The organism is Nonomuraea sp. MTCD27 (assembly GCF_041950495.1).
Lineage (GTDB): Bacteria > Actinomycetota > Actinomycetes > Streptosporangiales > Streptosporangiaceae > Nonomuraea.
This window is the reverse complement of record NZ_JBGNUW010000005.1, coordinates 275,167-297,495: the sequence shown is the minus strand read 5'-3', so window position 1 is coordinate 297,495 and position 22,329 is coordinate 275,167. Positions and strand designations below refer to the sequence as shown.

Here is a 22,329-nt window from a genome sequence, read left to right as displayed (position 1 = left end):
GGACGTGGTTCAGGCCGGGCGGTGCAGCTCGTGCCCCGTGGTGGCGTCGATGTGGCCGGGTACGGGTTCGTGCCGGTCGCCGACGGACGGGGTGCCGGTCGGCTCGAACATCAGGATCGAGGCCCCGCCCGCCGACGAGGGTTTGTGCTCGACGCCGCGCGGCACCACGTACACCGCTCCGGTGGGCAGGGTGACGACCCGCTCGCCGCTCGCCTCCCGCAGGGCGATGCGCAGCTCGCCGTCCAGGACGAGGAAGAACTCGTCGGTGTCGTCGTGGGCATGCCAGATGTGCTCGCCCGCCACCTTGGCGATGCGGACGTCATAGTCGTTGACACGGGTGACGATCCGCGGGCTCCAGAGGGCGTCGAAGGCGCTCAGTGCGGTCGTCAGATCGATGGGTTGGCTGGTCACAGGCCTATCGTCGAGGTTGGCGGCCGGCCCGCGCGAGTGCTAGGAATTGCACATGTCGCATCGATCCTCGCACTGGCGCCACCACGTCGTCGTGATCGCCGACGAGGGCTCCAACCCGTTCGAGCTGGGCGTGGCGACCGAGCTGTTCGGCCTGCGCCGCCCGGAGCTCGACCGCCCCTGGTACGACTTCACGATCTGCGCCCCGCACCCGGACGTACGGATGCACGGCGGCATGTTCACCCTCTCCGGCACCGCCGGCCTGGAGGCGGTGGACGGCGCCGACACGGTGATCGTGCCCAACCGCCCCGATCCCGAGACCCATCCCTCCCCGGCCGTGCTCGACGCCGTGCGGCGGGCGGCCGGGCGCGGCGCGCGGCTGGTGAGCTTCTGCACCGGAGCGTTCACGCTGGCGGCGGCGGGCGTGCTCGACGGCCGGCCGGCCGCCACCCACTGGCGCTGGGCCGCGCTGTTCGCGGCCCGCCACCCCGAGGTCCTGCTGCGGCCGGACGTCCTGTTCGTGGACGACGGCGACGTGCTCACCGCCGCGGGCAGCGCGGCGGCGCTGGACCTGGGCCTCCACCTGATCCGCCGCGACCACGGCGCCGAGGTGGCCAACGCCGTGAGCCGCCGCCTGGTGTTCGCCGCCCACCGCGACGGCGGCCAGCGCCAGTTCATCGAGCGCCCGGTGCCGCCCGTGCCCGACACCTCGCTCGCGCCCGTGCTCGCCTGGGCCCAGCAGCACCTGGACCGCTCGCTGACCGTGGCCGACCTGGCCGCCCGCGCCGCCGTCAGCCAGGCCACCCTGCACCGGCGTTTCCAAACCGAGCTCGGCACCACCCCGCTGGCCTGGCTCACCGCCGAGCGCGTGGCGCTGGCCTGCCGGCTCATCGAGCGCGGCGAGCTGCGGCTGGACGCGGTCGCGCGGGCTGCCGGCCTGGGCACGGCCTCGAACCTGCGGACCCAGATGCGGCGGCGCACGGGCCTCAACCCCACGGCCTACCGCCGCCGGTTCGGCCCGTCGGTCCGCGCGACCTGACCCGGCGACCCGGCTACCGAGAGCTCCCGTCGAGCCACCCGGTCGCGGCCACCACCTCCCGCGCGACCTCGACAACGCCCTTCCCGTCCGTCGCCACCCTCACCACCCATCCGGCGGCCTCCCGCTCCAGCAGCCGGGCGCCCCGGGCACTGCGCACCGTCTCCTCCGCCAGCCCCGACCCCCGCTCCCGCGCGCCCAGCCGCGCCGCCACGGTGGCGTCGCCGGCCGTGAGCAGCACGCCGACGACCCGCGTACGGCCGCCCATGGCACGGGTGACGAGCTCGCTCTCCAGCACGCTGACCGTGTTCGTGTAGATGAGCCGCCGGTGGCCGAGGGCGGCGTAGTTGGCCCAGACGGCGGTCAGGTTCCGCTCGGTGATCCTGCTCCGGTGCGGGTCACCCTCGGGGGCCGGGTGCACCTCGTCGAGGTTGTCGCCCTCGATGAGGCAGTGGGAGACGGACGCGGCCCGCAGCAGCCGCGAGACCTCGTAGCCCGTCGTGGACTTCCCGACCCCGGCCCGGCCTCCGATGAGCAGGACTTCCTGCGTCGCGAACGAGTTCATGCCGACCAGTGTCACCGCCGGACGGCCGGTGCGCTGGCGTGGGCTCAGCTCAGCCGGGCGTGCGCGTAGGCGGTCATGGCGTCGCGCATGTACGCGGCCAGACCCTCGGCGATCCGCTCGTAGTTCACCCGGAACCGCTCCTCCTCGGCCTGCATCCCGGCCAGGTGCAGATACTGGGCCACCGTCGGCGTCCACGACTCGGTCAGGTGCCGGTAGTGGACGTCGAGCTCGGCGAGGACCTCCGGGGCGCCGGCGGGGGTGCCGGCCAGCATGTGCTCGGCCAGCCGGACCATCCCCGCCGTCGCCTCCCGCTGCATCCGCTCCAGCTCCTGCGGGGTGCGATCGTTCAGGAGCTCCTGCTGCCCGCTCTCCTGCCAGTGCTCCGGCCACCGCTCACGAGCGTCGGCGGCGTAGCGGGCGCTGTCGAATCCCTCGAACAGGTTCTCCGGCCGGCTGATCCTGGACATCGTCTTCCCTTCGTCGCGCTGAAGTTCGGCGATGGTGCGCTCGACCATGCGGGCGACCCCGTCCAGCCGGTCCCGCTCCGCCAGCAGGCGCCGGTGGTGCTCGCGCAGCGCCGCGACGGGATCGGTGTGCCGCTCGACGATCCCCTTGATCTCGCTCAGGCCGAGGCCCAGCTCCCGCAGCACGAGGATCTGCTGCAGGCGCAGCAACTGGTGCTCCTCGTAGTAGCGGTAGCCGTTCGCGCCGACCCGTGCGGGCGGGAGCAGCCCGATCTCGTCGTAGTGGCGCAGCGTACGGGACGTCACGCCCGACATCTGGGCCACCTGCGCGATCGACCACTCCATGCCCGGCTCACCCTTCCTCGTCCATCGCCGAGCCGGTGCGTTTCCGGCTCGTTCACGACCGTAGAAGTTGCCGCAACGAGAAGGTCAAGCGCGTCAGCCGAAGACGGCCGGGGGTGGCACCGGGGCCAGGACGGGGTCGCCGTCCTTGATGGGGGCGGCGCCGGCGATGAAGTTCGTCAGCGCCTCCCCGTGTACGCACCGCGCCTGCGTCAGGCCCCCCGCCGCCCTCCGGGACAGCAGGTCCACCGGCAGCTCGGTACGCGAGGCGGCCACGATCAGGTTGCCGAAGCGGCGCCCTCGCATGATGCCCGGCTCCGCCAGCAGGGCCACGTGGCGGAAGGTGCCGGTCACCGTGGCCAGCAGGCGCTTGGCGAAGGCGAGGCCCTTGCCGTCGGCCATGTTGATCAGCAGGGTGCCGTCCGGGCGGAGGATGCGTGCGATGTCCCCCATGTAGTCGGCCGTCGCCAGCTCGACCGGCATCGTCGCCCCCGTGAACGCGTCCAGCACCACCAGGTCGGCCGTGGCGTCCCAGACCTTGGCGGTGCCCTCGCGGCCCCCGGCGACGATGACCTTCAGCCGGGGCACCGATCGCAGGCCGAGCTGCTCGCGTACGAGGTTGACCAGCAGGCCGTCCGGTTCGATCACGATGTGCCGGGAGCCGGGGCGGGTGGCGGAGACGTAGCGGGGGATCGTGCAGGCGCCGCCGCCCACGTGGACACAGCTCAGCGGCCCGTCTGACAAAAGGTCGATCACATCCGCCATGAGCCGTACATACTCAAATTCCAGAAATGTCGGGTCTTGTAGATCTACATACGACTGAGGTACGCCATCCTTGGACAGCACCCAGCCGTCCTGCCTGTCCAGGTCCCGGAGAAGTTCGACCTCGCCGAACGTCACCGGATACAGGCCGGGCATCGGTTCCCGCTGTCCACGTGCCACGTCTGATCCCCTCCTGGGAGAAACCGTATGCGACGACGAAGGCTGATTGTGCTCGTTATCGCACTTGTCGCGGTAGTCGGGGCGGGTGCCTTCGCGTTCATGGCGTCGAACCGGATCAAAGGGAGCGCCTCCCAGACGGCCGCCGCCTATTTCGCCGCCTGGCGCAAGGGCGACGTGTCGGCCATGGCACGGCTGGTCTACCGGGCTCCGGCCGACTTCGTCGTACGGCATCGCCAGCTGAGCGACGAGCTCCACGTCGAGTCCATCCAGCTCACCCCCGGGCAGTTGAGGAGCACGGGGGAGGGGGCCGCCGAGGTGCCGTTCGCGGGGGTGCGGGAGCTCAGCGAGTTCGGGGCGTGGCCGTTCGACAGCACGTTGCGGCTGGGCGTACGCGATCGGGCCTGGAAGGTGCTGTGGGCGCCCGAGACGCTGCACCCGCTGCTCAAGGACGGCGGCACGCTGGAGCTGGGGGAGATCGACGCGTCGGCCGCCGAGCTGGTCACCAGCGAGGGCGACAGGATCCCGAACGACAGCTACGCCGACGCCTACCTCGACCCGCTCAAGCCCGAGTTCGAGCAGGCCAACCACGGCTGGGCGCTGGTGTCCAAGGTGCCCGGCCAGCCTGACAGGCAGCTGATGACCCGCGCGCCCGAGGCGAACGTCGAGCGCACCACCCTGTCGCGGTCGGTGCAGGCGGCGGCCGCGCGGGCGCTGGACGGCGTGGAGGACTCCACGATCATCGTCATCCGGCCCAGCACCGGCGAGATCCTCGCGCTGGCCGACCGGCTCATGGACAACTACAGCGCCGTGCGCGACGTCTTCCCGCCTGGCTCCGTCTTCAAGGTGATCACCGCTGCGGCGCTGCTCAAGGGCGGGCTCGACCCGGCGGCCCCGGTCCAGTGCCCCGGCAGCTACCAGATCCCCTTCCACCGGCTCTTCGTCAACGACGGCGAGGTGGATCGCGGCCCGGTCACCTTCGCCGACGCGTTCGCCCACTCCTGCAACACCACCTTCGTCGAGCAGGCCACCACCAGGCTCACCGCGGAGGAGTTACGCCGCACGGCGGACGAGTGGGGGTTCGGCCGGCCCATCGCGACCGGCATCGGCGGGACCTGCGGCACCGTCCCCGGCACCGACGACCTGGACATGCTCGCCGCCGACGCCATCGGCCAGGGGGAGGTCGTCGCCACCCCGCTCTGCATGGCCGCGCTCGCCGCCGCAGTGCAGAACGGCACCTGGCGCTCGCCGCGGCTGCTGTCGAAGGAGCAGGTACGCCGGATCGACGGCGTCCCGCACGGCGACGTCGTCATGGACGAGGGGATCGTGGCGGCCCTCAGGGACATGATGACGGCCGTGGTCGACTACGGGACGGCCAGCGACGCGGGGCTCCCGGAGGGCGTCTCGGGCAAGACCGGCACGGCCCAGGTGGAGGGCGAGACCTCGCACGCGTGGTTCATCGGGTACCGCGACGACCTGGCGTTCTGCGTGTTCGTGCGGCACGGCGGATCGGGGCGGTCGGCGGCCGTTCCCGTCGCGGCCCGCTTCCTCAACGGCCTGTGACCTCCGGCGGACCGCATAGGTGACGAAACTCGAACCTACGGTACCGTAGGTTACATGACGACCATCACCGTTAAGCCGAGGCTGCGAGGCTGGTTGCACACTGGAGCACTGCCCGTCACGCTGGTCGCGGGGTTCGTGCTCGTGGCACTCGGCCCCACTCTGCAGGCGCGCGCGGCCTCCGCGATCTACGCCGTCACCTCGGCCCTGTTGTTCGGCATCTCCGCCACCTACCACCGGAGCGAGCTCGGTCCCCGGCTGGCGGAGTTCCTGCGCAGGATCGATCATGCGAACATCTACTTGATCATCGCCGGGACCTACACCCCGTTCGCGCTGCTGGCGCTGGACGGAGTGGCCCGGGTGGTGGTGTTGTCCGTGATCTGGGGCGGCGCCCTGGCCGGGGTGTTGTTCCGGGTGTTCTGGATCAACGCGCCGCGCTGGCTCTACACGGTCCTCTACCTGGCGCTCGGCTGGACCGCGGTCTTCGTCATGCCGCAGCTCCTCGAGGGCGCCGGGGTGGCCGCCGTCGTGCTGGTGGCGGTCGGCGGCGTGTTCTACTCGGCCGGCGCCGTCGTGTACGGCCTGCGCCGCCCCGACCCCTCACCCCGCTGGTTCGGCTTCCACGAGGTCTTCCACGCCTTCACCGTCGCCGCCTACCTGGTGCAGTACATCGCGGTGTCGATCGTGGTCTACTCCCACGGGTGAGTCGCGGATCACCGACATTTGACCCGGTGCTGGTCTGTTTTCGGGTACGTCCCGGAAAGGCAGACCAGCATGGGAGAAATCTCTCGATCCTGGTGGCTGCTGCTCATACGCGGGCTGGCGGCCGTCGTCTTCGGATTCCTGGCACTCATCTGGCCTAAGATCACGCTGCTGGTCCTGGTGGCCTTCTTCGGCGCGTACGCCCTCGTCAGCGGCGTGTTCGAGCTGCTCGCCGGGTTCCGGCACGGGGCACGGTCCAGAACCTGGCTCATCATTTCCGGAATTATCGGCATTGTGGCTGGGATCGTGGCCCTCGTCTGGCCGGGCATCACCTCCCTCGCCCTGCTCTACCTGGTGGCCTTCTGGGCCGTCGTCACCGGCGTGTCCGAGATCGTGGCCGGCGTGCAGCTTCGCAAGGTCATCGACAACGAGTGGATGTTCATCGTCGGCGGAGCCCTGTCGGTGATCTTCGGCATCCTGCTGCTCGTCTGGCCGGGCGCGGGGCTGCTCAGCGTCGTCTGGCTGATCGGCGTCTTCGCGATCCTGTACGGCATCGCCATGATCGCCCTGTCGCTACGCGTGAAGAACTTCACTCCAGGGGCAGAGGTGCCGTAAATTTTGTATATATACCGGCGTTCTTCAGAAGGAACGTCAGGCAAGACCCGCTGTGGAGGCGCCATGGACGTACACACCCGCCTTGCCCGCCACCTGCTCGTCGACGGATACCGCCTCGTGCTCGATCTCGAGCTCAGCCGCGGCTCCTGGCTCGTTGACGCCCGAAACGGACGCCGATATCTGGACTTCTACACCTTCTTCGCCTCGGCCCCGCTCGGCGTGAACCCGCCCTTCGACCCCGACTTCACCCAGTTGCTCGGCCAGGTCGCCCGCAACAAGCCGGCCAACCCCGACATCTACACCGAGCACCTGGCGGACTTCGTCGACACCTTCGCCCGCGTGCTCGGCGACCCCGAGCTGCCGCACCTGTTCTTCGTCGAGGGCGGCGCCCTGGCCGTCGAGAACGCGCTCAAGACCGCCTTCGACTGGAAGAGCCGCCGCAACGAGGCCGCGGGCAGGTCGCGCGACCTGGGCACCAAGGTCATGCACCTCACCAAGGCCTTCCACGGCCGCAGCGGCTACACGCTCAGCCTGACCAACACCGAGCCGGGCAAGACCGACCGCTTCCCCAAGTTCGACTGGCCGCGGATCGACGTGCCCGCCGTGCACTTCGGCGACGTCGAGGCCGCCGAGGAGCGCGCGCTGGCCCAGGCGCGGGAGGCGTTCGACCGCCACCCGCACGACATCGCCTGCTTCATCGCCGAGCCCATCCAGGGGGAGGGCGGCGACAACCACATGCGCCCCGAGTTCCTGCAGGCCATGCAGGATCTGTGCCACCAGCACGACGCCCTGTTCATCCTGGACGAGGTGCAGACCGGCGGCGGCACGACGGGCACGCCGTGGGCGTACCAGCAGCTGGGGCTGGCCCCCGACGTGGTGGCGTTCGCCAAGAAGGTCCAGGTGGGCGGGATCATGGCGGGCCGCCGGGTGGACCAGGTGCCGGACAACGTGTTCCAGCAGAGCGGCCGGATCAACTCGACGTGGGGCGGCGGCCTGGTGGACATGGTGCGCAGCCGGGGCATCCTGGAGATCATCGAGCGCGACGGGCTGATCAACCGCGCCGGCACCGTGGGCGGCGTGCTGCTCGAACGCCTCACGAAGCTGGAGGCCGAGCGCCCCGAGGCCATGGCGAACGTACGGGGCCGCGGCCTGATGTGCGCCTTCGACCTGCCCGACCAGGCGGCCCGCGACGCCCTGGTGACCCGGCTCAGGGAGGACCACCAGGTCTTGGTGCTGCCCTGCGGACCCAGGTCCGTACGCCTGCGCCCGGCCCTGAACATCCCCGAGGCCGACCTCGACCACGGCCTGGCGGCGCTCTCCGCGGCGCTGTGAGGGCGGCGCTGTGAGGTCTACTGCGTGACGCTGGCCCTGCTGCGGTGGGGCCCGGCGTACCGCCAGAAGAAGTTGAGCAGCACGCTGACCCGGTTGCGCCCGCCCAGCAGGTACGCCACGTGCACGAAGATCCACACCAGCCAGGCGGGCAGCCCGCGCATCGTCAGCCCGTGCGACAGCTGGAGCACCGCCTCCGCCTTGCCCACCGTCGCCATGATCCCCGGATCGCGGTACGAGAACGGCCGCACCGGCCGCCCCTGGACCGCCGCCGCGATCTGCCGCCCCACGTGCTTGCCCATCTGGATCGCCGGCTGGGCGAGCTGCGGCAGCGGGACGGGCGGCCCGGCCAGGTCGCCGGCCACGAAGATCTCCGGGTGCTCGGGCACGTTCAGCGCCTCGGTGAGCGTGATCCGGCCACCCTTGCCCTGCGGCAGGCCCCAGGCCCCCACCTCCGGGGGCGCGGTGACGCCCAGCGCCCACACGGTCACGTCGCTCGGCAGCCGCGTGCCGTCCTCCAGCACCACCGCGTCCGGCTCCACGGCGGCCACCGTGGAGCCCAGCCGCAGGTGTACGCCCCTCCTGGCCAGCGCCTCGGCCGCCGAGTCCCGCAGCCGCGGTTTGTACGGCGCCAGCACGAAGTCGAACCGCTCGACCAGCGTCACGCTCGTCTGGTCGGACCGCACCTCGGGATGCGTCAGCGGGATCGTGTACCGGCGCAGCTCCGCCAGCGTGCCCGCCATCTCCACCCCGGTCGCCCCGGCGCCCACCACCACGACGTGGGTGCTCTTCCGCCGCCCGGCCGCCGTGTCCTCCAGGTAGTGCTGCATCTCCCGGCGCAGCCGCGCCGCGTCGCCGAGCGAGTAGATCGGCAGCGAGTTCTCCCGCGCGCCCGCCACGTTGAGCCAGTTGGTGGTGACGCCGGTGGCCAGCACCAGGTAGTCGTAGTCGAGCCCGGTGCCGTCGTCGAACTCCACCCGCCGCTCCTCCGGCAGCACCTTGCTCAGCGCGGCCCGCCGGGCCCGCACGTTGGGCCATCTGGCGGCGAAGGTCCGGATCGGGTAGGACACGTCGGAGGTGCCCATCCCGGCCGTGGCGACCTGGTAGAGGAGCGGCTGGAACGTCGCGTACGGGTGGCGGTCGACGAGCGTCACCAGCGCCCCGCTCTTGGCCAGCTCCCGCGTCGCGGCCAGCCCGGCGAAACCCGCTCCGACGACCACGACCCGCGCTCTCTTCACCATGCCAGTCTCCTTCCCCCACAAGGGCGTCATGGATGCCTATGGCACCGCCAGCATCTCTTAAACCCCGCCGGCCGCGAAGCGCCCGAAAGGCCGGGTCCCGCATGCGGGGGCGAAACGCGGTTACGTTGACCCGGGAGAGGAGCCCGCGAGAGGAACTGCCGCATGTCTCTGCAAGTGACCACCATCGAACGCCTCGGCCGCCGGATCGCGCAGCGGCGCGACGCGCTGGGCCTCACCCGCGAGGACCTGGCGGAACGCTCCGGCCTCGAGGCCGGCTACGTCGCCTACATCGAGGGGGAGCCGGGCCCGTCGGTGCGCGAGGCGCTCACCAGGCTCGCCCAGGCGCTGGACACGACCATGGAGGACCTGCTCGGCGAGGTGGCCGACACGCCCGCCGGGGCCGGCCCCGCCGCCGCGCACCCCGAGCTGGTCGCGCTGGACGAGGGCGAGTGCCGGCGCCTGCTGGAGCCCGGGGGTGTCGGCAGGATCGCCTTCGAGGGCCGCTACGGGCCCACCGTGCTGCCGGTGAACTTCCGGCTGAGCGAGGGGGCCATCGTCTTCCGCACCGCCCCGGGCGGCACCACCGACCAGGACCTGCGTACGGGGATGCAGGACGTCGAGTACATGGTGGCCTTCGAGGTGGACCGGATCGAGGAGCTGACGCGCGGCGGTTGGAGCGTGCTCGTCCAGGGGTCGCTGCACCACGTCACCGAGGAGGAGGAGCGCGCGACGGCGGCCGCCACCGGGGTGGAGCCCTGGGCGGGAGGGGAGCGTCAGCAGTATCTCAAGATCATCCCGTGCCGCCTGACCGGCCGCCGCATCAAGCCCGGCTGAGCGTACGCGGGAAGGCCTTCTCGCCGCCGGCGAGAAGGCCGTGGGTGACGGCGGCTACTCCTGGCGGGACAGCCATAACCCGATGGCCGTCACCCTGGAGTCGACGCCGAGCTTGGCGTAGATGCGGTTGACGTGGTTCTTGACGGTCTTCTCACTGAGGAACAACCGTTGTGCTATTTGTCCGTTGGACTGGCCTGTCGCGATCAGGTCCATGACCTCGGCTTCACGCTTGCTCAGGGACGTGAACACGCTATCGAACGCTGCGTCGTCGACTCTCATCCGGCCTCCGGGGGCGCGCAGACGGTCAGATCGCCGATGGCCCCCGTGCTTCCGGCGTTAGCGGTAGACAGCGAGCATAACCCGCATTGTCATGTTTTGGGGCCGTTGCCGGGAGAAAACGACAACGGCCGGTCCCGAAGGACCGGCCGTTCGCGCTGGGGTGAGTGAAGGGACTTGAACCCTCGACATCCAGGACCACAACCTGGCGCTCTACCAACTGAGCTACACCCACCATGGCCGCCTGCGGTGAAGCGGCACAGGAAAAGTGTAGCGGGATTCGGGAGTCTTTACGCCACTCCTTTAGCCGCTGACACGCTCTGCCAGGGCTCTCGCGGTCGTCGAATCGGGTCCGGGCTGGCCCACGAAGATGGCCGCGCGGTAGTAGCGCAGCTCCCTGATGCTCTCCGTGATGTCGGCCAAAGCCCTGTGCCCGCCTTGCTTTTCGGGCGCGGCGAAGTAGACCCGCGGGTACCACCGGCGCACCAGCTCCTTGATCGACGACACGTCGATCATCCGGTAGTGCAGATATGCATCCACCCCGGGCATGTCGCGCGAGATGAACGTGCGGTCGGTGCCGATCGAGTTGCCGCACAGCGGCGCCTTCTTCGGCTCGGGGACGTGCCTGCGGATGTAGTCGAGCACGAGGGACTCGGCCTCCGCCAGCGTCACCCCGCCGGCCAACTCGGGCAGCAACCCGGACGCGGTGTGCATCTCGCGCACGACCTGCGACATCTGCTCCAGCGACTCCGGCGGCGGCTTGATGACCACGTCGACGCCCTCGTCCAGCTGATTGAGCTCGCTGTCGGTGATGACGCACGCCACTTCGACGAGCGCGTCCCGGCTGAGGTCGAGCCCGGTCATCTCGCAGTCGATCCACACCAGCAAGTCACTCATACGATCTCCTCGCCCAGCGGCTCGGAGCAATCCGCCCGCTTGTTACCTCACCAGCCTAGTGCCACCGGTTACGCGGGCTTGAGCGAGCCGAGAACCTGGCTGACCACGTCGGTGCCCAAATTGTCGGGAACGGAGATGTAGACAATGGCCGGGCTCTGGCCTTCGCCACGATCCATGAGCACGATCGCCCCGTTCTCCTTCTTCCACTTGTAGCCGTTCTCCTCCGAGACCTTGGTGAAGTCCAGCTCGAACTGCAGCACCCACGCGTCCCGGTCGCCGATCTTCATCGCCTTGTCCTGGACGACCTTGCTCTCGTGCGCGAGCGCGTAGTACCTGGTGGTGAAGTCCACGAAGACGGCCTTGGCCGTGTCGCCCAGCCCGGAGGCGCCGGAATAGGGGTAGAGCTCGTTGAGCAGCCCCGTGAAGACGTTGCCGATCCAGTCGCCCTTGCCGTCGTACTTCGCGTGCGAGACGGCCTTCACCGCGGCCGTCCACTGCTGCTCGGTCGGGCTACCGTTGTTGATCTCGGTGTACGGCGGCACCGTCCAGTCCTCGGGCACCTGGAACGAGATGCCGCTGCGCGGATCGGTGACGACGTCGCCCGCCGGCTGCGGGAACTCACCGCCCTGGCTGGGCAGCGGCTCCTGGGACGGCGGGTCGTTGCTGGGCGGCTCCTGCGACTCGAACGTGTCCGTCGGCGTGGGCCGCGACGCGGTCGTGGTGCCGTCCTGGTTGATGAAGAAGATCCCGGCCACCACGATGAGCGCGACCACCACCAGCGCCGCCAGCCCGCCGAACACCCAGGGCAGCGGATTGCCCTGCTTGGGCGGCGGCCCGTAGCCGGGCCCCGGCAGTTGGGCGCCGCTCCACGGCTGCTGCGGCGGCTGCTGCTGCTGCTGAGTGGGCGGTGCGGGCTGGCCGTAGGCGGACTGGCCGTAGGTGGGCCGGCCGAACTGGAGCGTGGGGTTCGCCGGCGTCGCCGACCAGCCGGGGCCGGACTGGGGCTGCGGCTGGGGCTGCGGCTGGGGCTGCGGCTGGGGCCCTGAGGCCGGTTGCTGGGGCTGGGCCGGTCCCTGCTCCTGGGCGTGGGTGGCGTCGGTCCACTGGTTGCCGTCCCACCAGCGGAGCTGGGGCTCTCCGTAGGGGTCCGGGTACCAGCCCGCGGGGGTCTGCGTGGTCATGTTCGCCAGATTAGTAAGAACCGCTTTGATATGCATTGCTGGGCGGAGATCAGCACTTGTACGTGAAGCTCGCCTTGTCGGTGCGCGCCGGACCCGGGGTGATGATCTTCAGGGTGGCCGTGGCCTTGACGCTGCTCTTCCCCCGCAGCGTCCACCGCAGCGGCACCGAGTACGACGTCTGATCGGAGTTCGTGCGCAGCGTCCCCTTGACGACCTCCTTGTCCAAGTTCTTGCGCCACTCGTAGGTGATCTCGCCGGGCGCCCCGTTCGTGACGACGGTGCCCGTGATCAGGACGGCGCTGTTGCAGCCCTGGGTCTTCTTCGGCGCCACCACGTTGATCGACTTGACCGCCAGGTCCGGCGCGTTCCCCAGCGTGAACCAGGCCACGATCGCCCCCGCCATGACGGCCGCGAACACGGCGCTGGACAGGATCGTCCGCCGCCGCCGCGCCCGCGAGGCCTTGGCCAGTCGCCCGCCGGGCCGGTGCACGGTGGACGCCTCGTCGCGCCCGGCCCGCCAGATCCGCTCGGCCGGCGTCTCGGGCTGCTGCGCCTGCGTGCCGACCCCGGGCCCGAACCGGACGGGCCCCGCCGACCGGCCGGGGACGTGCAGGAGCGTGACGATGTCGCCCTCGTCCCGCGGCGGCACGATCGGCGGCTGCGCGTACGCCGGCGGCTGCGCGAACGCCGACCTCCCGCGCGCCGCCCGGGCCAGCCCGTCCCTGCTGATCCGGCCCCCGGGCAGCGTTCCGCGCTCGTTGACCAGCGTGTCCCGCGCGGTGCCCAGCCCCAGGGTGCCGGCGGCGGCCGCGACCCGCTCGAACAGCCCGGCCGCCTCGGGCGCGCTCTGCCCGAAGGCGGCGGCCATGCCCCGGGCCAGCGACGCCCAGCCCGCGGCGTCGCGCTCGCGCGGCGATTTCCGCCCGCGGATGGCGTCGGACAGCCCCCGCTCCGAGAGCAGCGAAACGCCCTCCGCGGTGATCACCACCGTGCCGGGGTGCACCGAGCCGTGCGTGACCCCGGCGGCGTGCAGCGCCAGCAGCGTCTGTGCGGTCTCCACCAGCACGGACGCTGCCCCGCCCGGGTCGACGGGACCGGCGGCGAGCAGGTCGGCCAGGGTGGGGCTGACCGCCTGCGCGGTCAGCAGCCAGACCTGGTCGCCCGCCGCCACCACGTCGGCCACCGGGATCAGCCCGGTGAGCCCGGCCAGCACCAGCCGCTGGTCGGTCATGACCGCCTGCACGACGCGGTCGCGCACGCCGGGCAGGCCGACGATCTTGGGATCGAAGAGCAGCGCCCCCGCCCTGCGCCCGTCAGGTGAGATGGCGTCGATCCAGTTGCCGAGTTCGGTCATCCAGGTGTGCTCGGTGAGCCGGAATCCGGCGATACCGTTCACAGGGTTGTTCATCGCCGTCTGCCCCCCGGCGCGTTCAGCGCTTCCTTCTGTGCCGTCCCGCCATACGGCGCTTCACCGCAAGTGTGACGGGTAGTGCGCCCGTCGTCATCAGGCCGAGGGCAACCAGTGCGGCTTGGGCCTTTCCCACGGCGTCGAGCCTCGGTGGACCCTCCTGCGTCGGCTCCCCGCCAGTCGGCTGCTCGCTCAGGGTCGGCTGGTCGCTGCCCGGCCCTTCGCTGCCGCTGGGGGTCGGCTCGCCACGGGTCGGCGAGGCCGTGACCGTGGCCGGCGGGCGGGTCGGAGGGCGCGTGGCGGTAGGGGTCGGGGTGGGAGTGGCGGGCGGGTCGTCGCCCTCGGGCTCGCCGATCTTGCCGCTGGTCTGCGGGTCAGGGGTCGGCGTGGCAGTGGGGGTCGGTGTGGGCTTCTTGGTCTTGGGCGGCGTCTTGACCGGGGTGGGCGTGGGCGTCTTCGTCTTGGTGGGCTGGGTGCCCGTGGGCTGGACGGCCGGGGGCGCGTCGCTGTCCGTGGCCGTCGGGGTGGGCTCCGGCGTGGTCTCGTCGAGGGTGGGCTCAGGCTCCTCCTCCGTGGGGTCCACGGGCTCGGGCGTGGCGGGCACCGCCGTGGTCGGCGTGACCTGGCTGGTCTGCGCCGCCAGCTCCGGCTCGTCCGGTCCCGAGCTGGCGATGATCACGACGGCGGCGACCAGCACGCCCACGGAGACGGCGCCGATGGTGAGCTTGGCGGGCAGCCTGCTCAGGATGCGCGACGGCTCCTTGAAGCGGGTCTCGGCGAGCGCCGTCTCCGTCTGGGCCGGCTCGTCGAGCGCGCTCGGGAAGAGCAGCACCAGCAGGCCGGCGAGGGCCGCCAGGCGGCGGCGCCCGCGCTCCTCCCAGTCCGGGCCGTACGCCTCGGCCGCGACGGCCTCCAGCTCGGTCAGGAACGCCTCCGCCGACGGCGGGCGCTCGGCCGGGTCCTTGGCCAGGCCGCGCTGGACCAGCCCCTGCAGCGGCGCGGGCACCTCCTCCACGGGCGGGGGCGTGCTCTGGTGCTGGCGGGCCAGCGCCGCCAGGTTGGGGGAGCGGAAGGGGCGCATGCCCGTCAGGCACTCGAAGAACACGACGGTGGCCGCGTACACGTCGGTCGCGGGTCCGGCGGGCCCGCCCGACCACTGCTCGGGCGCCATGTACGGCGGTGTGCCCGCGGCACTGGCGCCCTCGCCCGCCCGGACCGCGATGCCGAAGTCCACGAGCTTGCTGGTGCCGTCGCCCTGCACCATGACGTTCTCGGGCTTGAAGTCGCGGTGCACGACCCCGATCGCGTGCGCCGAGGCCAGGCCCTGGAGCGAGCCCTTGAGCACGGCCAGCGCCGCCTCGGGGCCGGTGGGCCCCTCGGACCTGAGGAGCTCGCGCAGCGAGACGCCGTTGATCAGCTCCATGACGATCGCCGCGCCCTGCCCGGCCTCGACGTAGTCGATCAGCCGGGCGTGGTACGCGCTCTGGAGCGTGCCCAGTAACCGCGCCTCGTGCCGGAACCGGGCGACGAACCCGACATCGGATCTCAGCTCGTCACTGAGATATTTGATGGCCACCTCGACGCCGTCGTAGTCGCGCCTGGCCAGGACCACCCGACCGGCCGCACCCGAGCCCAGCTCGCGGATCTCGGTGTAGCCGGGGACCCCCCATGGCCCATCACCGTACATAACGGTCTCCTCTGGAGTTCAGTGGGCCCCCACCCTCATCAAACGGTCCGTAGCTTAACCAGAGGGAACCGCTTTCCCGCTACTGATATCCCGACATGCGGATAAATGTCACTCAACAGTGCCGGGCGAGTCAGGGCTCGGCGTCTCCTTCGGCGGCGGTTCCTCCTCCTGGCACGCGGGGGTGCTGCCGCTGCGGCTGTCGCTCCCGTTGGCCGCCGCCGGGTCGGTGGAGGCCGTCACGGACCACTTCGTGCCGCAGGGCAGCTTCTCGCGGTAGGCGAAGTTCTGGCTGTAGGAGGTCTCGCCGGACAGGGTCACCGTCTGCGTGTCCCCGCCCTCGCCGGCCGCGAACCGCACGGTGAGCCGTACCGGCTGGGTGTTCGCCGTGCTCACCCTGACCTGCGCGACGATCCCGGCCCCCGCGCCCGCCTCGACGATCGAGACCTGCCGCACCTGCGGCGGGCAGGGCACCGAGGTCCGCGCGGTGTCGGTCCTGCCGCCCGCGCTCACCTGCACCGACAGCGTCGACCCGCAGGGGCGGGCCCTGAAGGTGTGGGCGAACGACTCGCTGTAGGAGGTCCGGCCGGACAGGTTCGTGGTACGCGTGCCGACCGCCTCGCCGTCGACCGTGAACCGGGCCCGGACGGGGATGTCCCCGGTGCCGCTCGCGGTGACCCTGACCCGGGCGGTGGCGGTGCGGCCGGGCGCGGCGGGCAGGTCGAGACTGACGTTCAGGCCGGTCACCCTGGTCGGACAGGGTGGCACGGACAGGGACGCCGTCCTGGCGCCGCCGGAGGCCGCGGGGGAGGTGGTGACGGTCAGCGTGACCGTCCTGCCGCACGGGCGCTCGCCCATGGACCAGGTCAGCGTGCGGGTGTAGGTCCTGGCGCCGCTCAGCCGTACGCGCTGGGTGCGGCCGTCGGCGCCCGGGGCCGCCCAGGTCGCGGTGGCGGTGACGGCGTCGGTGCCGCTCGTGCGCAGGGTGACCGTGCTGCGGGCGACCGCGTCCGCGCCGATCGTGATGTCGCCCACGCTCACCGCGAGGACCGAGGTGACCGGTGGCGGCGGCTCGTCCGTGATCGTCCGCGTCAGGGTCGGCGTGGGTGTGGGTGTGGGTGTGGGAGTGGGGGTCGGCGTCGGCGTCTTGGCGGTGGGGGTCCTGGTCGGGGTGGGGCTCTTGGTGGTGGCCGGGGGTTTCGAGGTCGCGGGGCGCTCGCCGGGCTCGGTGGTCTCGGGCTCGGCCTCGGGTTCGGTGGCCTCGGGAGAGCTCTGCGGCACTACCTGCGGCGTGGTCCCGGGCTCGGTCTCCGGCGTGCTCTCCGGTGTGGATCCGGGCGTGGATTCGGGCGTGGATTCGGGCGGTGACTCGGGTGTGGTCGGCGGGCCGGAGACCGGCGCCGTCGTGATCTCGCTCGGCGGTACGGCCGCCGCCGCCCCGAACGCCTGCTCCGGCGGCGGCTGCCGGTTGACCAGCACGACCACCACCGCCACGGCCGCCGCCGCGGTCAGCGCGCCGCCCATCGCCACCCGCCGCGCGTTCGAGCGCAGCCCGCGGAACACCGTCCTGGCCAGTGACGTGCTCACCTCGGGCGGGGCCGGCTGCGGCGTGGGCAGCAGCAGGGCGAGCAGGGCCACGAGCGCGGCCAGCCGCCGCCTGCCCCGCTCCTCCCAGTCCTCCCCGTACGCCGCGCGCGCCACGGCCTCCAGCTCCGCCACGAACGCCGGCGCGCTCTCCGGCCGCCGCGCAGGGTCCTTGGCCAGCCCGCGCCGCACCAGCTCGCGCACCGGCTCGGGCGCGTCGTGGAAGGGCACCGGGGCGTGCACGTGCTGGTAACCCAGGACGCTCGGCTCGGTGGACCGGTACGGCCGGTGCCCGGTCAGGCACTCGAAGAAGACGGCCGTGGCCGCGTACACGTCGGTCGCGGGCGAGGCCGGCAGCCCCTCCCACAGCTCGGGCGCCATGTAGGGAGGCGTGCCCTCGGGGTGCGCGGTCGTGCCCTGCCGTACCGCGATGCCGAAGTCGACGAGCTTGCTGATCCCGTCGTCGCGTACGAGCACGTTCTCGGGCTTGTAGTCCCGGTGCACCAGCCCGAGCTGGTGCGCCTTCGCCAGGCCCAGCAGCGAGCCCTTGAGCACGACCAGGGCGGCCTCGGGCTCGGTCGTGCCGTTCTCGCGCAGCAGCGCGCGCAGTGAGACGCCGTTGACCAGCTCCATCACGATGGCCGCGCCACCGGCCTCCTGGATGTACTCCCACATCGTGGCGATGTTCGGATCGCGCAACGTGGTCAGCAGCCGTGCCTCCGACTGGAACCTGGCCAGGGCGGAGGGATCGTGCCGCAGTTCCTCGGACAAGTACTTGATCGCGACCTTGACGCCGGTCCCGTCGTGCACAGCCATCGTCACGCGCCCGCTGGCGCCCGTCCCGAGCTGCTTGATCTCTGTATAACCGGGAGCGCTCCACTCCATATGCCTCTCCCATCAGGAGCCGGCCCACCTGATGAGACGTGCGATCAAGGAGTCGGGTTTTCCAGGTGGTTCCGGATTCATGGAACTACTCCCGATGGAGGATGTGAACAGGCGCGTCGATACCTTCTGGGAGCACCGAATCGGGCTCGGGCGCGCCCCACGACGTGACCAGGGGCAGCACGCCGGCCCACACCGGCAGGTCGTAGTCCTCCTCCTCGTCCTTCGGCCCGCCGTGCCGCATCTTGACCGATGCCTCCTCCAGCGACAGCGCCAGCACGGCCGTGGCGGCCAGCTCCTTGCGCGACGGCTTGCGCACGTAGTCCCACTGGCCCGGCGCGAGCTGCTCGGCCAGGGCCCGCAGCCCCTCCATGCGCTCGTCGGGGTCCGTCACCAGCCGGGCCGGGCCGTAGATGATCGCCGAGCGGTAGTTGACGGAGTGGTGGAAGATCGAGCGGGCCAGCACGATGCCGTCCAGGTGCGTGACCGTCACGCAGACGTCCGTGCCGTCGCCGGCGCGCAGCGACGTCGCGCCGGTGGAGCCGTGCAGGTAGAGGGTCTCGCCGACGCGCCCGTAGCCGGTGGGGACGACCATGGGGTGGCCGTTCACGACCACACCCAGGTGGCAGATGAGGCCGGTGTCGAGCACCTCGTAGAGGTCGTTCCTGTCGGTGCTGCCGCGCTGCTTCTCGCGGCCCAGGGTGGTGCGCGGTGTGGTGGAGAGCATGATTCGACCGTAACGACGAAGTGGACCTATCCTGTAGGGCCACTACCAGCCCCTTCATAGAGACCACTTTCGTGCGCACCCATGTTGACCTGCCGGTGTCCCTGTCGCGGGATACGGCCGAACCGCTCACCACGCAGCTCGCCGGCTGGCTGCGCCACGCCATGCTGGACGGCACGCTGGCCCCCGGCGAGCGGCTGCCCTCCACCCGGGCCCTGGCCGCCCAGCTCGCGGTGAGCAGGACCGTGGTGACGGAGGCGTACCAGCAGCTCTACGCGGAGGGCTGGCTGGACGGGCGGCACGGCTCGGGCACGTTCGTGGCCGAGATGGAGGCGACGCCCAGGCCGCCCAGGGAGAGCGCGTACGTCCCCGCCCCGCCGCCGCCCCCGGCCGACTGGATCGACCTGCGGCCCGGCCAGCCCTGGGTGCGCGACTACGACCGCGCGGCGTGGAAGCGGGCCTGGCGCCGGGCCGCCGACCTGCCGCCCGGCGACTCACCCGACCCGTACGGCCTGCCGCACCTGCGCGAGCTGCTCGCCGACCACCTCAGGCGCGCCCGGGGCATGGCCGTCGGCCCGGAGAACATCCTGGTCACCCGGGGCACCGGCAACGGCCTCGACCTGTGCGCGCTGGCCCTGCTCGGCCCCGGTGCCAGGGCCGGGGTGGAGGATCCCGGCTACCACGTGGCACGCACGGTGTTCGCGGCCAGGGGCGCCGAGGTGGTGCCGTGCCCGGTGGACGCGGACGGCGTGATCGTCGACGGCCTCCCCGGCGACCTGCGCGTGCTCTACACCACGCCCGCCCACCAGTACCCGCTGGGCGGCCGGCTGCCGATCCCGCGCAGGGAGCGGTTGCTGGCCTGGGCCGGGGCCACGGGCGCGACGATCGTGGAGGACGACTACGACGCCGAGTTCCGCTACGACGTCGCCCCGCTGCCCGCGCTCTACGGCCTCGACCCCTCCCGGGTGGTGCTGCTCGGCACGCTGTCCAAGATCCTCGCGCCGGACGTGGGCGTGGGCTGGCTGGTCGGCGAGCCCGGGCTGCTGGGCCGGATCGCCGGCCTGCGCCGCGCGGTGGGCGACCGCACCAGCGGCCCCGTGCAGCAGGCCGTGGCCACCCTGCTGGAGCGCGGCGACATCGACCGGCACCTGCGCCGGATGCGCCTGGAATATGCCCGCCGCCGCGCCGCCGTCGTCGAGATCCTCGGCCCGGTCTGCCGCCTGCGCGGTGACACGGCCGGGCTGCACGTCCTGGCCGAGCTGCCCGCCGCCGTGGTGCCCGGCCTGGTCGAGCGGGCCAGGGAGCGCGGCGTCCTGCTCGACTCCACCGGCCGCCACCATCACGGCGACCTGAGCCTGCACGGCGTGGTGATCGGGTACGGCTCCGCCTCCCTGCCCGACATCCGGCGCGGCTGCCGGACTCTGGCCGGGCTCATCCGTACGGCCCGGTCCGGGGCGGCTCCAGGCGGCGCAGCACGGGCAGCGAGCGGGCGGTGAACATCGGGTCCACCGGGAGCACATGGCGGGCCCACCAGCGCGCCGGGCGCGGGTCGGGGGAGGGCTCGGCGAAGGCGGGGGCGTAGTCGTCGTACGGCGGGTCGTACAGGTAGCCCGTCGAGACCCCGTTCCGCTCCAGTTCGGCGATGGCCGCGTCCCGGTCGCGCACCAGCAGCGGCACCCGGAACAGCGGCCGGGAGAGGTCGTCGAGCACGGCCGGCGCGACCGTGGGCAGTTCGGCCAGGCGCTGCACGCCCGCCAGCCGGCGCGCCCGGTCGCCGGGGACGGTGGTCAGGCGCCGGCGCTGGTAGCAGCGCACCAGGCGGCCCCGGCGGGCGCGGTAGCGGTGGAGGTCGGCGCGTACCCAGGGGTCGAAGGGCGGCAGCGCGGGAACCTGCTTGAGCGCGAGCTCCAGCCTCTCCGGGTCGAGGGCGATCCGGAAGCCCTCGCGCTCCTCCTGCAGGCCGAGGCGGCGCGTGAGCCTGAGCGCGGGGCGTACGAGGTCGAGCTTCAGCGCCGCCTGGCGGGCCATGGAGGTCGCGACGCTCATCAGGTCGGCCCGCAGCGAGCCCCGGGTCAGCAGCTCGTCGCGGGCCCGGGTCAGGGCCTTCAGGTCGGATTCGTCCTCGACGGCCAGCACGCCGCCCGAGCCGGCGCCCGGGTGCTTGGACAGGCTGAAGACCCCGGCCCGGCCGAAGGTCCCCAGCGGCCGTCCGCCGAGGTCGGTCTCCATCGCGTGCGCCACGTCCTCGATCAGCGTCTTCCCGCCCAAGGCGGGGGCGTCGTCGGGCAGGCCGTACAGGTTGGTCGTCAGGACCGCGTCCACCGCGGCGAGGTCGACCCGCGAGACGTCGATGTTGCCGTCACGGGGGGACAGCGGGGCGATCACCGGGCGCAGCCCGGCCGCCAGCACGAGGAAGAGGATCTCGTCGGCCGAGATCGGGGACATCAGCAGCCGCTGACCCGGCGGGCACCAGTGGCGTAGTGCCAGGTAGAGGCCGAGCCGGTTGGACGGTAGCGACAGGCAGTGACGGCCCGTGCGCTCTGCGATGCGTTTCACCCTTGTAGGACAGTACGCAGTCTTCCGTATGTTTTCAATGCCTTGTCAGCAGTTTTGAGCAACAACGGATTGGCCATCACGGTTGCCCGAGTTTTGCGGACCGGCACCCGCATCATCCAGTGGACGCCCGCCGCCGCGCCGACCCGGGCCACCCGGCCCTCGGCCACCTCCAGCTCGCCGTTCTTGAGCTTGTCCTTGTACTCCTTCTGGCCCCGGCCCATGTCGATGATCGCGATGCCGGACTCGGCGGCCCGCTCGGCCATCGCCAGATGGTGGATGAGGCCGGGGGAGTATTTCGCGAAGTGGGTGTCGTAGGCGGGGAACCAGCCGGCCAGCGTCGTGCGCGTGCGCAGCCCGAAGTGCCCGGCCACCGGCCGGTCGCCCACGTAGACCATGTCCAGCACCCCGGCGAAGCTCTCGGACTGGGTGGCCAGCAGCCGCTCCACCAGCTCCACGATCCACTGGTGCGCGAACCTGTCGGTGCGGCCGGTGCGGCGGTATTGGTCGGTCTTCCAGCCCAGCAGCGTGCGCAGCGGCGCCAGGTCGGTGGTCGCGTAGTCGTGGCGCATCGGCCCCGCCTCGCGCTGCAGCTTGCGCGACTTGGCCAGGGTGGACTTGTAGGTCTTGCCGGAGTGTCGCCTGAGCGTCTCCGTGTAGCGCTCCCAGCCGTCACGCAGGTCGATGATCGGCGACGGGTGCTTCTCGTCACGGCAGCTCAGCAGCGGCTGCCCGGACACGAGGTGGTCGAACTCGTAGACCGACAGCCCGCACGCCTTGATCAGCCGCTTCGGGTCGATCTCGAGGTCCTTGACGTACACCAGCCCCTGCGCGTCCGTCAGCCCGGCGGCGACCGGCTTGCCGATGCCCATCGGATGCCGCTCGAAGGGGAAGAAGCCCACGATTTCCGGACCGTCGTGGAGGACGGCGACGCGTACGACATCTCGGAGTTCGCCCACCGTGAGGGTGAATTCTGGTGACAGGAAGGGATTGTCGAAGGCGGCGTCGGCTTCCTGCAGGGCGCGCCATCGGCTCACTTCGGATCGGCCCAGTTCACGAGGTAGGGCAAGGGTGACGCGCATGGGCTCCTACTGTCAGCAAGCAC

Annotated in this window: 21 protein-coding genes and 1 tRNA gene; 7 read left to right on the top strand and 15 right to left on the bottom strand. The window is 71.7% G+C overall.

The window, feature by feature from the left end; genetic code table 11:
- Window positions 1-9 precede the first annotated feature (9 nt).
- Window positions 10-411: a cupin domain-containing protein gene (locus ACBJ59_RS17145; RefSeq protein WP_375111210.1), complete on the bottom strand. Its 402-nt coding sequence runs from the start codon at window positions 409-411 to the stop codon at window positions 10-12.
- A gap of 52 nt (window positions 412-463) precedes the next feature.
- Here ACBJ59_RS17145 and ACBJ59_RS17140 point away from each other — a divergent pair, with 52 nt between their 5' ends.
- A complete protein-coding gene (locus ACBJ59_RS17140) occupies window positions 464-1,447 on the top strand; it encodes a helix-turn-helix domain-containing protein (RefSeq protein ID WP_375111209.1) in 984 nt (327 codons plus the stop codon).
- A 13-nt stretch (window positions 1,448-1,460) separates the two neighbouring features.
- Here ACBJ59_RS17140 and ACBJ59_RS17135 read toward each other — a convergent pair whose 3' ends face one another.
- The 3 genes from ACBJ59_RS17135 to ACBJ59_RS17125 form a co-directional block, all read right to left on the bottom strand.
- Window positions 1,461-2,009: a hypothetical protein gene (locus ACBJ59_RS17135; protein ID WP_375111208.1), complete on the bottom strand. Its 549-nt coding sequence runs from the start codon at window positions 2,007-2,009 to the stop codon at window positions 1,461-1,463.
- A 44-nt stretch (window positions 2,010-2,053) separates the two neighbouring features.
- The gene (locus ACBJ59_RS17130; protein ID WP_375111207.1) at window positions 2,054-2,818 is read right to left on the bottom strand and encodes a MerR family transcriptional regulator; all 765 of its coding nucleotides are present in this window, start codon (window positions 2,816-2,818) and stop codon (window positions 2,054-2,056) included.
- Between the two features lie 93 nt (window positions 2,819-2,911).
- Entirely contained in the window at window positions 2,912-3,733 is an 822-nt protein-coding gene (locus ACBJ59_RS17125) for a fused MFS/spermidine synthase (RefSeq protein WP_364115702.1), read from the bottom strand.
- 123 nt (window positions 3,734-3,856) lie between these two features.
- On the opposite strand from ACBJ59_RS17125, the gene ACBJ59_RS17120 reads away from it, so the two are divergent.
- The 4 genes from ACBJ59_RS17120 (at window position 3,857) to lat (ending at window position 7,963) form a co-directional block, all read left to right on the top strand.
- Window positions 3,857-5,317 carry a penicillin-binding transpeptidase domain-containing protein gene (locus ACBJ59_RS17120; RefSeq protein ID WP_375111206.1) on the top strand — a complete coding sequence of 487 codons (1,461 nt, stop codon included), beginning with the start codon at window positions 3,857-3,859 and terminating at the stop codon, window positions 5,315-5,317.
- Between the two features lie 54 nt (window positions 5,318-5,371).
- Entirely contained in the window at window positions 5,372-6,019 is a 648-nt protein-coding gene (locus tag ACBJ59_RS17115) for a hemolysin III family protein (protein WP_375111205.1), read from the top strand.
- Window positions 6,020-6,088: 69 nt separating this feature from the next.
- Window positions 6,089-6,631, top strand: a complete 543-nt coding sequence (locus tag ACBJ59_RS17110; protein ID WP_375111204.1) for an HdeD family acid-resistance protein — start codon at window positions 6,089-6,091, stop codon at window positions 6,629-6,631.
- Window positions 6,632-6,694: 63 nt separating this feature from the next.
- Window positions 6,695-7,963: an L-lysine 6-transaminase gene (gene lat, locus ACBJ59_RS17105; RefSeq protein ID WP_375111203.1), complete on the top strand. Its 1,269-nt coding sequence runs from the start codon at window positions 6,695-6,697 to the stop codon at window positions 7,961-7,963.
- Window positions 7,964-7,980: 17 nt separating this feature from the next.
- On the opposite strand, the gene ACBJ59_RS17100 is transcribed toward lat, so the two are convergent.
- Window positions 7,981-9,201, bottom strand: coding sequence for an NAD(P)/FAD-dependent oxidoreductase (locus tag ACBJ59_RS17100; protein ID WP_375111202.1), 1,221 nt, complete (start codon window positions 9,199-9,201; stop codon window positions 7,981-7,983).
- Between the two features lie 162 nt (window positions 9,202-9,363).
- Between ACBJ59_RS17100 and ACBJ59_RS17095 the strand changes: the two genes are divergently transcribed.
- Window positions 9,364-10,035 carry a helix-turn-helix domain-containing protein gene (locus ACBJ59_RS17095; RefSeq protein WP_375111201.1) on the top strand — a complete coding sequence of 224 codons (672 nt, stop codon included), beginning with the start codon at window positions 9,364-9,366 and terminating at the stop codon, window positions 10,033-10,035.
- A 54-nt stretch (window positions 10,036-10,089) separates the two neighbouring features.
- Here ACBJ59_RS17095 and ACBJ59_RS17090 read toward each other — a convergent pair whose 3' ends face one another.
- The 8 genes from ACBJ59_RS17090 to ACBJ59_RS17055 all read right to left on the bottom strand — a co-directional run bounded on the left by ACBJ59_RS17090 (window position 10,090) and on the right by ACBJ59_RS17055 (window position 18,674).
- Complete coding sequence (locus tag ACBJ59_RS17090) at window positions 10,090-10,284, bottom strand: LuxR C-terminal-related transcriptional regulator (RefSeq protein WP_345388833.1); 195 nt, start codon at window positions 10,282-10,284, stop codon at window positions 10,090-10,092.
- Window positions 10,285-10,470: 186 nt separating this feature from the next.
- Window positions 10,471-10,546 (bottom strand) — tRNA-His (locus ACBJ59_RS17085).
- Window positions 10,547-10,614: 68 nt separating this feature from the next.
- Window positions 10,615-11,208, bottom strand: a complete 594-nt coding sequence (gene orn, locus ACBJ59_RS17080; RefSeq protein ID WP_364115515.1) for an oligoribonuclease — start codon at window positions 11,206-11,208, stop codon at window positions 10,615-10,617.
- Between the two features lie 68 nt (window positions 11,209-11,276).
- Complete coding sequence (locus tag ACBJ59_RS17075; RefSeq protein WP_375111200.1) at window positions 11,277-12,389, bottom strand: DUF2510 domain-containing protein; 1,113 nt, start codon at window positions 12,387-12,389, stop codon at window positions 11,277-11,279.
- 49 nt (window positions 12,390-12,438) lie between these two features.
- Window positions 12,439-13,797, bottom strand: a complete 1,359-nt coding sequence (locus tag ACBJ59_RS17070; RefSeq protein WP_375111199.1) for a hypothetical protein — start codon at window positions 13,795-13,797, stop codon at window positions 12,439-12,441.
- 22 nt (window positions 13,798-13,819) lie between these two features.
- Window positions 13,820-15,484: a protein kinase gene (locus ACBJ59_RS17065; RefSeq protein WP_375111198.1), complete on the bottom strand. Its 1,665-nt coding sequence runs from the start codon at window positions 15,482-15,484 to the stop codon at window positions 13,820-13,822.
- 108 nt (window positions 15,485-15,592) lie between these two features.
- Window positions 15,593-17,950, bottom strand: coding sequence for a protein kinase (locus ACBJ59_RS17060; RefSeq protein WP_375111197.1), 2,358 nt, complete (start codon window positions 17,948-17,950; stop codon window positions 15,593-15,595).
- 85 nt (window positions 17,951-18,035) lie between these two features.
- The gene (locus ACBJ59_RS17055; RefSeq protein WP_375111196.1) at window positions 18,036-18,674 is read right to left on the bottom strand and encodes a pyridoxamine 5'-phosphate oxidase family protein; all 639 of its coding nucleotides are present in this window, start codon (window positions 18,672-18,674) and stop codon (window positions 18,036-18,038) included.
- Between the two features lie 71 nt (window positions 18,675-18,745).
- Between ACBJ59_RS17055 and ACBJ59_RS17050 the strand changes: the two genes are divergently transcribed.
- Window positions 18,746-20,167, top strand: a complete 1,422-nt coding sequence (locus ACBJ59_RS17050; RefSeq protein WP_375111195.1) for a PLP-dependent aminotransferase family protein — start codon at window positions 18,746-18,748, stop codon at window positions 20,165-20,167.
- On the opposite strand, the gene ACBJ59_RS17045 is transcribed toward ACBJ59_RS17050, so the two are convergent.
- Window positions 20,103-21,227: a DegT/DnrJ/EryC1/StrS family aminotransferase gene (locus ACBJ59_RS17045; protein ID WP_375111194.1), complete on the bottom strand. Its 1,125-nt coding sequence runs from the start codon at window positions 21,225-21,227 to the stop codon at window positions 20,103-20,105. The genes ACBJ59_RS17050 and ACBJ59_RS17045 overlap by 65 nt on opposite strands.
- A complete protein-coding gene (locus ACBJ59_RS17040) occupies window positions 21,224-22,261 on the bottom strand; it encodes a GNAT family N-acetyltransferase (protein ID WP_375111193.1) in 1,038 nt (345 codons plus the stop codon). The genes ACBJ59_RS17045 and ACBJ59_RS17040 overlap by 4 nt, the downstream gene beginning before the upstream one ends.
- Window positions 22,262-22,329 lie beyond the last annotated feature (68 nt).

Bases quoted from the DNA above. Each gene is read 5' to 3' on its own strand.
- ACBJ59_RS17065 (WP_375111198.1), bottom strand. From the start codon at position 15,484: ATGTACGGTGATGGGCCATGGGGGGTCCCCGGCTACACCGAGATCCGC.
- ACBJ59_RS17055 (WP_375111196.1), bottom strand. From the start codon at position 18,674: ATGCTCTCCACCACACCGCGCACCACCCTGGGCCGCGAGAAGCAGCGC.
- ACBJ59_RS17140 (WP_375111209.1), top strand. From the start codon at position 464: ATGTCGCATCGATCCTCGCACTGGCGCCACCACGTCGTCGTGATCGCC.
- ACBJ59_RS17115 (WP_375111205.1), top strand. From the start codon at position 5,372: ATGACGACCATCACCGTTAAGCCGAGGCTGCGAGGCTGGTTGCACACT.
- ACBJ59_RS17075 (WP_375111200.1), bottom strand. From the start codon at position 12,389: ATGACCACGCAGACCCCCGCGGGCTGGTACCCGGACCCCTACGGAGAG.
- ACBJ59_RS17110 (WP_375111204.1), top strand. From the start codon at position 6,089: ATGGGAGAAATCTCTCGATCCTGGTGGCTGCTGCTCATACGCGGGCTG.
- ACBJ59_RS17125 (WP_364115702.1), bottom strand. From the start codon at position 3,733: ATGCCCGGCCTGTATCCGGTGACGTTCGGCGAGGTCGAACTTCTCCGG.
- orn (WP_364115515.1), bottom strand. From the start codon at position 11,208: ATGAGTGACTTGCTGGTGTGGATCGACTGCGAGATGACCGGGCTCGAC.
- ACBJ59_RS17100 (WP_375111202.1), bottom strand. From the start codon at position 9,201: ATGGTGAAGAGAGCGCGGGTCGTGGTCGTCGGAGCGGGTTTCGCCGGG.
- ACBJ59_RS17060 (WP_375111197.1), bottom strand. From the start codon at position 17,950: ATGGAGTGGAGCGCTCCCGGTTATACAGAGATCAAGCAGCTCGGGACG.
- ACBJ59_RS17095 (WP_375111201.1), top strand. From the start codon at position 9,364: ATGTCTCTGCAAGTGACCACCATCGAACGCCTCGGCCGCCGGATCGCG.
- ACBJ59_RS17130 (WP_375111207.1), bottom strand. From the start codon at position 2,818: ATGGAGTGGTCGATCGCGCAGGTGGCCCAGATGTCGGGCGTGACGTCC.
- ACBJ59_RS17120 (WP_375111206.1), top strand. From the start codon at position 3,857: ATGGCGTCGAACCGGATCAAAGGGAGCGCCTCCCAGACGGCCGCCGCC.
- ACBJ59_RS17070 (WP_375111199.1), bottom strand. From the start codon at position 13,797: ATGAACAACCCTGTGAACGGTATCGCCGGATTCCGGCTCACCGAGCAC.
- lat (WP_375111203.1), top strand. From the start codon at position 6,695: ATGGACGTACACACCCGCCTTGCCCGCCACCTGCTCGTCGACGGATAC.
- ACBJ59_RS17135 (WP_375111208.1), bottom strand. From the start codon at position 2,009: ATGAACTCGTTCGCGACGCAGGAAGTCCTGCTCATCGGAGGCCGGGCC.